A 10,264-nucleotide genomic window follows, 5' to 3' on the forward strand; every position below is an offset into this window, starting at 1 on the left:
CATGCTCCTGGCAAAACTTTTCACGATGTTACATCGTCCAGAGATTCGAAATAACTTCCGCCTGTTTTAAAATTAACTCCACCGCTCCCGGTGTTTTATCGGGCGGATACTTGTATCGACGCAGAGTCTGGCGAACCAAGATACGCAACCTTGCACGAACGCTTTCCCGTACCTGCCAGTCAACGGTAGTGGATTGGCGCAGCTTCAGCGTCACTTCTATCGCCAGTTTCTTAAGTACTTCATCCCCTAACTCCCGGACGGCGCTTTCATTTTCTGCAAGTGCGTCGTAGAAGGCGATCTCGTCAGGATTCAGGCCAAGTGCATCATCACGCGCCATTGCGGACTGAAAGTCCTTCGCCATCTGGATAAGCTCTTCAATTACCTGCGCCGTCTCAATAGCCCGGTTGTTGTATTTAATCAGCACGGCCTGAAGACGTTCAGAATATTTCTTCTCCTGCACTACGTTATTTTTAGTGCGGGACTGGATGCCGTCATTAATCAGTTTTTCCAGCAACTCTACCGCCAGGTTGCGATATGGCATATCGTGGACTTCCTGCAAAAACTCATCAGAAAGTAAGCCAATATTGGGCTTATCCAGCCCAGCTAGCGTGAAAATATCATCCACGCCATTAGCAATTACGGCATTATCCAGAATCTGTTTCAGCGCAGAATTCTTCTCGGCCTGGCTTATTTTTTTGTCCACGCTGGTAAATTTGCTGATAGCGGCCTTCACAGCAGACAAGAAAGCAATCTCCAGCTTATAAGGCTGCGCCGCATCCAGCGTACAGCAAAGCGACCAAGCTTTAGTAATTGCCAGTACGTTATCAAGAAAACGCTTCTTACCGTCCTCAAGGCCGAGCACGTAGTTTGCAACAGGCACCAACAGCTTTTGTGCGTGAGCTTCAAAGCCGGTGTAGTCAAAACCCGCTGATGTTGCTGTTTTGGCAAACATACCGTGGATGATGTCCAGCTTTTCCAGCATGATTGCCAGCGCTTCTTCGGCATTAATGGTCGCATCACCTTTACCGTTTGCATCGGTATAGGTTTTCAGCGCCAGTTTCAGTTCATTGGCGATTCCGATGTAATCAACCACCAGCCCGCCGGGTTTATCTTTGAATACCCGGTTGACGCGGGCAATGGCCTGCATCAGGTTATGGCCGCGCATTGGCTTGTCGATATACATAGTGTGACAGCAGGGGGCGTCGAAGCCGGTCAGCCACATATCGCGCACAATCACCAGCTTCAGCGAATCGTTCACATTCTTGAAGCGGGACTCTAGTCGTTTTTTAGTTCGCTTGTTGTAGATATGCGGTTGTAGTATTGCCTTATCGGACGCTGTACCGGTCATCACGATTTTGATTTGTCCTTTTTCAGGATCGTCATCGTGCCACTCCGGACGTAGCGCGATAATTTCATCGTAAAGATGGACGCAGATTTCTCGGCTCATCGCGACAATTATCGCCTTGCCGTCCATTACGGTATTGCGCTTCTCAAAGTGGGAAATTAGATCGGCGGCAACCTGTTGAAGCCGTGGTTTTGCACCAACCAGTTTCTCCAGACGGCTCCATTCACCTTTGGTTTTTTCACGCAGGTCCAGTTCATCATCTTCAATCAGTTCATCAACCTGATCGGAGAGCGCCGCCAGTTCTTCATGATTGAGATCGAGTTTCGCCAGCCGGGACTCGTAGTGAATAGGCACCGTTGCGCCATCGTCCACTGCATCCTGAATATCATAAATCGAGACGTAATCACCAAATACAGCGCGGGTATCGCGATCCTCTGCCGAAACCGGTGTTCCGGTAAACCCGAGAAATGAGGCGTTGGGCAGCGCGTCGCGCATATGTTTAGCGTAACCGTATTTATAGACGCCGGTTTCCCGGTCCAGATTAGCTTTCATGCCGTACTGGCTGCGGTGCGCTTCATCGGAAATAACAACGATGTTACTGCGCCCATTGAGTACCGGATGGGCGTTTTCCCCTTCCTCCGGAGAGAACTTCTGCACGGTGGTAAAGATAATGCCACCAGCATCACGGGTCGCAAGCAGTTCACGCAGTGCTTCGCGGTCATCCGCCTGTACCGGCATTTGCTTGAGCAGTTCCTGCGCCTGACAGAATGTGCCGTAAAGCTGACCGTCCAGATCGTTACGATCGGTTACGACCACAATCGTTGGGTTGCCCATCTCCGGCTGTTGTAGCAGTTTGCCGACATAACAACACATGGAGATGCTTTTACCGGAACCCTGTGTATGCCAGACCACTCCTGCTTTCTTACTGCCAGGCTGAATGTTGCTGTGCAGGGGCAGTTGCTTACCGGTAGCAGCGACAATTGTCGCCTGCACGGCCTCTCGCACCGCGTGGAACTGGTGATAACCGGCTATTTTTTTAATCAGCTTTTCATCGTTGTTTTCGAACAGGACGAAGTAGCGGATATAGTCGAGCAGCAGTTCCCGGTTAAAGAACCCCCGCACCATGGTTTCCAGTTGCCATTCCAGCAGGGGCTTGTCATTTTCATTACTGATGGTCTTCCACGGCATAAAACGTTCTTCCGTGGCCGTAAGGGAACCCACACGCGCCAGATAGCCATCGCTGACAATCAGCGCTTCATTGCTGATAAACAGATCGCGAATTTCATCTTTATAGGTCTGTAACTGGTGGTACGCATCCCAGATATCTACTTTGTCATCGATGGGGCTTTTCAGTTCCACCACCGCCAGCGGCAGTCCGTTAATAAAGCAGATGATATCCGGGCGACGGGGTTGTTTCGTTCCGCTGATGGTCATCTGATTGACCACCATAAAACGGTTGTTTTGCGGCTGGTTAAAATCCACCAGCAGAGCGTGATCGTGGATAAGTTCTTCGTCGCGGCGGTACTGAACCGGTACACCTTCCAGCAGCCAGTGATGGAAGGCTTTGTTAGTAGCAATCCGATCCGGGCTTTCAGCACGAGTAATACGGGATACAACCTGTTCAAAGACGTCTGCGGGCAGATGCGGGTTGATTTTTTGCAGGCAGGAGGTTAACACGGGCGTCAGGAACACTTCATGATAGCTGGCGCGTTGCGGGTTACTGCCATCAGGGGCAATATCCGGCCCGTGATGAATTTCCCAGCCTTGTTCGGCAAACCAGCCCAGGCAAAGCTGTTCTAAGTCGTCTTCGGTTAGCATCGGCAACGTCCTGTGTTAAACGTGTTCGGCTTCTTCAGTGATAATTTCAGCTTCATCATGCCCGTTAAAGGTCTGCTTGATCAACTGGTTAAGCTGTGGCAGATACGGCGAAAGCGCATTTTCAAAACGGGTCATATGCTCCACTAGCCAGTTGATCATGTGCGGCCAGTTTTCCTGCTGGAAGCCATCTATTTTTTGGCGGTATTGAATACGACAGGCTTTTTTACCAGGCAGCGACAGCCACTCCAGCGGGTTGCCGAATACCTCTTCGACAGATGCACGGTGTTGTTCCAGCCAGTTCAATGCCATAGTGTTGATATCCGCCGATGCTCGCGAAACCCATAATTCTACGCGGATTTCCTTCTTGCTGAATATCAGGCTATACGGCATACCACTTATGCCGGAGCCTGCACATAACCAGTGATCCATAGACGGGCTGATGTTGTTATACAGCGTACAGTCGCTGGCATGAAATTTCTCCAGCATCTGCGTCCAGAATGCCTTCCGCAGGCGTTGGCTCTGTTTCAGCTCACCGCTGGTTGACTGTTCTTCCGCTTCTTTCTGCGCCATACCGATCATGTAGGATTCAGCTTCAGGTGTAGGAATAACCTGGCGGATATCAATGAGTACATCATTCCCATAGCGGTAAGGCGTGACTTTAAAGCACTGAACGCGGATGTTGAACTGCACCAGCCAGAGTGCGGTATTAGTCACTTCTTTGCGGAAATTCGCCGAAACCATCATCACGCGCTGGGAACGGCTCTGGTTGATTTGCACCTCATCCAGGCTTTCATGTTCGAGGAATTCCGCCAGCACATCAGAAGCTGGGCGGGTTTCTTCTGGATCGTGCTGATCGAGGTAACGTTGAAAGATCTCAACGATTTGTTCTTTGCGTAGATTCGCGCAGTAACCCGCATATTTCAGCGCCTGCCAGACGACATCACGCCCGGAGTCATCGAGCTTGTTCTCGATGATCACCAGATTACCGTCTTTGTCGATAGCCAGCAGATCGAGGCGCTCTTTGGTGTCGTCAAATCCGGCAAATTCTTTCTGTATGATAAGTAGTTCGTCATCGCTGTTGCGGGTCAATGCCTGCGGATGTTTTGCCAGCCATTCCTGTAAGTGGTAGCGCTCGGTGAAACCCGCGTTAGTGAAGGTGGTTTCCTGAAGCGGTTGTAGGCTATTGCTGGGCTGATCGACCTTAAACATAGTCAGCTTCCTTTGCTAATTCTTCGGCTCCCGGCAATGTGATTTCACCTGAGAGGAGTTTGGGGAGCAGAGTATCGCGTAATTGTGAGAGCTGGGTATTTTCTCTATTATGACTTTCAATATAAGAGTAAAACTCTTTCACTTTATTTGAGAAAAGTTTAACTAATCGTATATCAGGCTCTATGCATGACCATTCCATTATGGCTTTTTTGTCTCCCCTGGGCATTTTCACACCTTTTGAGGTTTGCATCATGAAGTCAAAAAATGAGTCTTGATAAAGAACATTGTATAAATATTCGGCTGTGATATTTTTTTTATGCTCGAACGCTAAAACATCCGCAGAGCGTCCCCCTGAAAATCGGGCAAGCCAGATTTTTTTAAAATAAGGACGTATATTTGAAATTAAAATTTGCCCAGATTTAAAAGATGGTGTGGTATTAGCTGAAGGTAGTGATGTAGCACACTCTATCCCCATTTTGTTACCAAGCATATTTTCAGTAGAGATATATGTTTCTTTGGTTAACTCAGCTACATTACTTTTGCCAGATGCGAAAGAGGAAATTTCACTTAACGGAACTAAACGCCAACCTTCAGGGATTTTAACGGATTCAATATCCCGCATTGCAGATGGAAATATTTCTGCCGTAGCCTTGAGTTCAGAATATCTCTCAGGATGTTCTTGCTCAAATACAACCAAAGAATCCGCATCCTTTCCAGAAATTGCCGTCATGGCAGCAAGAGTTGCATCTTCTTGCGAACCACCTGCTTCTAGTACCGCAATTTTGGCTCTAACTGGTTCAAAATTGATAAACCAACTTTTGAACAGGGCTTGCGCCATTTGTTCGAGAGTTTGGTTTAATTTGTTATTTATTGCTACCTTTTGAGTCAAAGAGTTCAACGTTGAATTGATAAACAATCTAGTTTTTTTGTCAGGAAATGGTATTTCTATAGAATCTAAATTGGCTTTATTAAGCTTGGGTTGCACAGCGCCAGTAATATAAGGATCAAGGTCTAGCGCGGAAAAATAATACTCAAGATAATCAAGTGCTCCTTCCTCTTTCTCAGAAAGAATATGTGCATGATTATTAACCCAGAACTTACCATGAGCTTTAAAAGCAATTGGCGTTTTACGAGTGCGTAAATTTTCACCATCCTCTGAAATTAACAGGTATGTCCCATCAAAAATATACCTATCTATACTATCAACGATACCGGAAGCACCATAGTAAGGATATGGGCCTTGACATTTTTGCCTTTCAAGACTTTTCAATGGAATTCGCTTACTATTTAAGAAATCAGCAATCTCAGATATCTTTTTTAGTGGCCATTCAGAACTCATAACCCAGCCCTCCCAGATTCGCCTTAATCTGCGCTTCCAGTCTTGCACTATCTTTGAGCTGATCTTTAAGTTGCGCCGTCAGCCGTGCCATCCTCTCGGATAACGGCTCATCGTCTTCTTCCTGCTCGGCAGCACCAACATAGCGTCCTGGAGTCAGGACAAAATCATTTTTCTTAATATCGTCCAGCGTGGCAGCAAAACAGAAACCAGCCTCATCTTCATAATCTTTATCCGTCTGCCAAGCATGGAAAGTATCGGCAATCTTCCTGATATCATCCGTCGAAAAGTCGCGTAATACGCGATCTTTCATAAAGCCAATCTGGCGAGCATCAATAAATAGAACCTCACCTTTACGATGAGCCTTACCATTACCGCCTGATTTGTCTTTGGTCAGCAGCCAGATACAGGCCGGGATTTGGGTGTTGGTAAACAGTTGTCCCGGCAGCGCCACCATGCACTCAACCAGGTCCGCCTCGATAATCGCCCGGCGGATTTCACCTTCAGAGTTGGTATTGGAACTCATCGATCCGTTTGCTAGCAACAGTGCCATCGAACCTTTCGGGGCCAGATGGTGTATCATGTGCTGCATCCAGGCAAAGTTGGCGTTACCCTGTGGCGGTGTGCCGTACTGCCAGCGGACGTCATCTTCCAGCTTCGCATTCCACCACTCTTTCATATTGAAGGGTGGGTTAGCCATAACAAAATCGGCACGTAGATCCGGGTGCTGGTCGTTCAGGAACGTATCAGCGTTTTGTTTGCCGAAATTAAAATCAATACCGCGAATCACCATGTTCATCGCAGCCAGACGCCAGGTGGTAGGGTTGGACTCCTGCCCATAAACGGAGATATTGCGCTTTTGCTCGGCGGCGTTGTAATGCTTTTCATCAGCGTGCGCTTCGATAAAGCGATCGCTGGAAACGAAGAAACCACCAGACCCCATCGCCGGGTCATAAACGCGGCCATTGTAAGGCTGGAGCATTTCAACAATCAGCGTGACGATGCTTTTTGGCGTGTAATACTGACCACCCTGTTTGCCTTCCGCCAGTGCGAACTGACCAAGGAAGTATTCGTAGACGTGACCGAGAATATCTTTGCTCTTCAAGTTGAGCTTCACGCCATTGTATTTAGGTTCGCTGAAACTGGTATCGGAGAAAACGTTAATCAGGCTGATTAACAGATCGTTACCAAGCTGATAGTGGCCGATACGGTTAAGGATGTTTTTCAGTTTCGGGTTACTGTTTTCGATAGTATCCAGAGCGATATCAATCAGCTTCGATACTGACGTCATGACGATATCTTTGCCGCTATAGTCTTTCCCCAGAACCGTCCCTACCGGCAGAGCGGCGTTGGTTTTGAGCGTTTTCCAGCGAGCCAGTTTGGGTACCCAGAAGACGTTTTTCTCAGTGTAGTAATCCTGAACTTCCAGCTCTTCTGCGATCGCCTGCTGGTACGCCTCTTCCGTGTCGTAATCGTCACGAGACAGCGCGTAAATGTTGTCCGGGTTGGACTTGTCTTCAAACAGCCCTTTCAGTTCCTTCTGACGAGCGTCAAAGGCATCTGAAACATACTTCAGAAAGATAAGCCCCAGTACCACATGCTTGTAGTTGGCCGCATCCATATTGGCGCGTAGCTTATCTGCGGCTTTCCAGAATTTAGTATCCAGATCGTTCAGAAATTGCTGTTCAGCGTTGTCCATCAAAACCTCAAAAAATGATCTATGCCTGATTCGATATCCAGGTTGCGTAGAAGCAGGGAAATTGCCTTTGATCATACCCTGACGTCAGCGCGGTACCAAGATAAAGGGCAGGATTCCGCATCAATACTTGTGGCAAGGGGGGATTACTCTTTTACACTTCTAGGCGCAAAATAAGGGTATTTTTCATTTCCTACCGGAGCATCTTACGCGCTATGACCACTCTCGTTTTTTCCTATTCCCATATAGATGAAGCACTGCGCAATGAGCTTGAGAAGCATCTTTCCCCCCTGAAGCGCATGGGCAAGATCATGACATGGCACGATCGCCGTATTGTCCCAGGGCAAGAGTTTGAGAACCAAATAGACCACTACTTTTCGCAGGCAGATATCATCCTGTTGTTGGTTAGCAGTGATTTCATTGCTTCTGATTATTGCTATCAGGTAGAAATGACCAATGCTCTGGAGCGGCATAAACGGGGCGAGGCGGTGGTCATTCCGGTGATCTTAAGAGAGTGTGCCTGGCATCAGCTACCGTTCGGCAGCATTATGGCGGCGACCGTTGATGGTAAACCTATAACCAAGTTTGCCAGCCATGATGAAGGCTACGTTCAGGTCGTCAACGCAGTCTCCCGCGCCATTGCTAATATGGAAGCGAAGAAACCACAGCAGAGTGCTTATGTTTCTTCTCCTGCGTCAGTAAACCCAATGCTTCAGGCAACGGATAACGTTTTTACACCACGCTCCAGCAACCTTTCGCTGCCAAAACGTTTTACCGACCTTGATAAGGATCGTGCCTGCCGTGATGGTTTTGAATATGTCGCCCGTTACTTTGAAGGCTCGCTGGCTGAACTCAAAAAACGCTATGCCGGGTTAGAGGTCGATTTTCATAAGCGTGATGCAGACGCCTTCACTTGTGCGATCTACATGGGTGGGAGCAAAGTCGGTCAATGTGCAATCTGGCGAGCCAACGGTCGCAATATGGGTATGGGCGATATCGTTTATAGCCAGGATGGCGTAATTGGCAACGCTTATAATGAAAGCTTAACTATTGGTGATAATGGTCAGATTCTCGGGTTTCGCCCATTAATGGGCGTCTTTGGCGCGGGTTCCTCAAGGGAAGCATTGCTTACCAATGAAGGTATGGCTGAACATCTCTGGGATATGTTTTTTGAGCCGATAAAACAGCGGGCACGTTAACATAGCCGGGGCGTTATTCCATGGTTCGTAACGCTCCTTTGAGCATTTGCTGTTTAAAAATGACCATTTTTTAATGATTATCTTCAAGAGCATAAATCCATTCATCACATTGCGGGCATATTTTGTCACCATGCCAGCAGGTATCGCACCAGCAACATCTCCATTGCCGTATAGTCGTGTTAACAGGTCGAAGGCGCTTTTCTGTAGGTAGTATGGTTTGTGATGAGGTTTGCTCTGTTACTGTTTGGAGTTTGCTAAATCGACATGTTTTAAGCCGAGGGATATTGTTGATATTCCCCGGCAGGTGCATAAACATTTTTGTAGCTGTCAGAGGGTCAAACCGCACACCGATCTGTAGTTTGCAGTAAATACAATGCAGTGAACCAAAATCAACAGGTTGAACAACTTCTGGCGTAACCCATTCACCATCTACGGTGACGGCGTGAGTGGCTAAAACGAAGTAATTCATAATGAACTCCAGTATAAATAAAAAAAGCCAGCATGGTCAGCTGGCTTTGTAGATTGAAGGGGGTGATGTGGTGTACTGGTTTAATGGGGAAATTATATTACCGGTCCCTCTTTGCTCGTTTCCTGTTTTTCAGGGAACGTACTTCGCCGCGCCCAAAGGTTCTGGCATTACCGGGAAGAACCAGGCGGGCACAGGCATCGATTTTGGTGATGTAGCTCAACGCCTGAAGCAACCCCTTATCCTTGCTATTGTCATCGCGTTCCAGCTTGCCGAGACAGCAATCCTCATAACGCGCTTTGTTAGCGTTGCAATTGTAGTAGATGCCTTTACCTTTAGTGATGATGTTTTTCCAGTACTCACCGAAAGCATGAGCAATTGTGCCATCCTGCTGTACCTTGTTGCCATTTAAGAGAAAAAGCATGTGGTAATGAAATTTACGGTGCGGCGCGTATTCCAGCTTCCACACTGTTCCGAGAACATGGCGAAACAATGGATTCTTTTGCATGTTGCGAAGCAACTGCTGACGGTACTTACGGGCATCATCAGCAGTGATGTCATCTTTATGCTCATTTGCCCACGACAAATCAACTCGCAGGACCAGCAAGCGGGAATGACGCTCCTGCATGTGTCTGATGTAATTCATTACCCCCTTCAGGTTTTTCACCGAAGCCCGCTGGTATTTTCTGCTCGCCTGTTTAAAGCCCGACTGGCTGACAGCAAGCCGGTAATCCTGAGCCAGCTTGTTCAGTATCTCCGCAGTGGTTACTGCATCCGCTCCCACTATTTTCCCGTTATTGATACGGGTATATAAATGAGCGTTATTAAACAGACGCTTGAAGGTAGTAATACGTGGATTAGCGATTCGCACTTTCATGGTATCTTGCGGCAACATATTTAGGTAGCGAATAGCATCAAGAATGATGGCTGAATCCGCACTCTCCTTATATCCTGACCTATCGTAGAGAATCGTGAAAGGTAATTGACGTCCTCTGCTAATAGCCTTAAGGCAGCTATCAAGTTGTTCTATTTTAAATCTGAACTCATTATCATCGGATATGATGAGATGGGGAGTGTGAATCGCCACGGGTTTAACAGACACCTCAGAGTCATTTAAGATGGCTTAAAGAGAGGTGCCCATGAGCGGTAAGCGTTATCCCGAAGAGTTTAAAACTGAAGCAGTCAAACAGGTTGT

Annotated in this window: 7 protein-coding genes; 1 reads left to right on the top strand and 6 read right to left on the bottom strand. The window is 47.6% G+C overall.

The window, feature by feature from the left end:
* Positions 1-28 precede the first annotated feature (28 nt).
* Genes JKP81_RS13915 through JKP81_RS13930 form a run of 4 tightly spaced genes read right to left on the bottom strand, consistent with a single transcriptional unit; the run spans position 29 to position 7,407 of the window.
* Positions 29-3,163 (bottom strand): type I restriction endonuclease subunit R, encoded by a 3,135-nt coding sequence (locus JKP81_RS13915; protein WP_200552195.1) that lies wholly within the window; start codon positions 3,161-3,163, stop codon positions 29-31.
* A gap of 15 nt (positions 3,164-3,178) precedes the next feature.
* Complete coding sequence (locus JKP81_RS13920; protein WP_200552196.1) at positions 3,179-4,372, bottom strand: DUF4268 domain-containing protein; 1,194 nt, start codon at positions 4,370-4,372, stop codon at positions 3,179-3,181.
* Positions 4,365-5,711, bottom strand: a complete 1,347-nt coding sequence (locus JKP81_RS13925; protein WP_200552197.1) for a restriction endonuclease subunit S — start codon at positions 5,709-5,711, stop codon at positions 4,365-4,367. The genes JKP81_RS13920 and JKP81_RS13925 overlap by 8 nt, the downstream gene beginning before the upstream one ends.
* The gene (locus JKP81_RS13930) at positions 5,701-7,407 is read right to left on the bottom strand and encodes a type I restriction-modification system subunit M (RefSeq protein WP_200552198.1); all 1,707 of its coding nucleotides are present in this window, start codon (positions 7,405-7,407) and stop codon (positions 5,701-5,703) included. The genes JKP81_RS13925 and JKP81_RS13930 overlap by 11 nt, the downstream gene beginning before the upstream one ends.
* Positions 7,408-7,619: 212 nt before the next feature.
* On the opposite strand from JKP81_RS13930, the gene JKP81_RS13935 reads away from it, so the two are divergent.
* A complete protein-coding gene (locus JKP81_RS13935) occupies positions 7,620-8,603 on the top strand; it encodes a toll/interleukin-1 receptor domain-containing protein (RefSeq protein WP_200552199.1) in 984 nt (327 codons plus the stop codon).
* 70 nt (positions 8,604-8,673) lie between these two features.
* On the opposite strand, the gene JKP81_RS13940 is transcribed toward JKP81_RS13935, so the two are convergent.
* Positions 8,674-9,072 (bottom strand): hypothetical protein, encoded by a 399-nt coding sequence (locus tag JKP81_RS13940; RefSeq protein WP_200552200.1) that lies wholly within the window; start codon positions 9,070-9,072, stop codon positions 8,674-8,676.
* Positions 9,073-9,169: 97 nt separating this feature from the next.
* The gene (locus JKP81_RS23765) at positions 9,170-10,171 is read right to left on the bottom strand and encodes an inovirus-type Gp2 protein (protein ID WP_370568880.1); all 1,002 of its coding nucleotides are present in this window, start codon (positions 10,169-10,171) and stop codon (positions 9,170-9,172) included.
* Between the last annotated feature and the right edge of the window lie 93 nt (positions 10,172-10,264).

This window comes from Kosakonia sp. LAM2021 (assembly GCF_016620385.1).
Taxonomy (GTDB): domain Bacteria; phylum Pseudomonadota; class Gammaproteobacteria; order Enterobacterales; family Enterobacteriaceae; genus Kosakonia; species Kosakonia sacchari.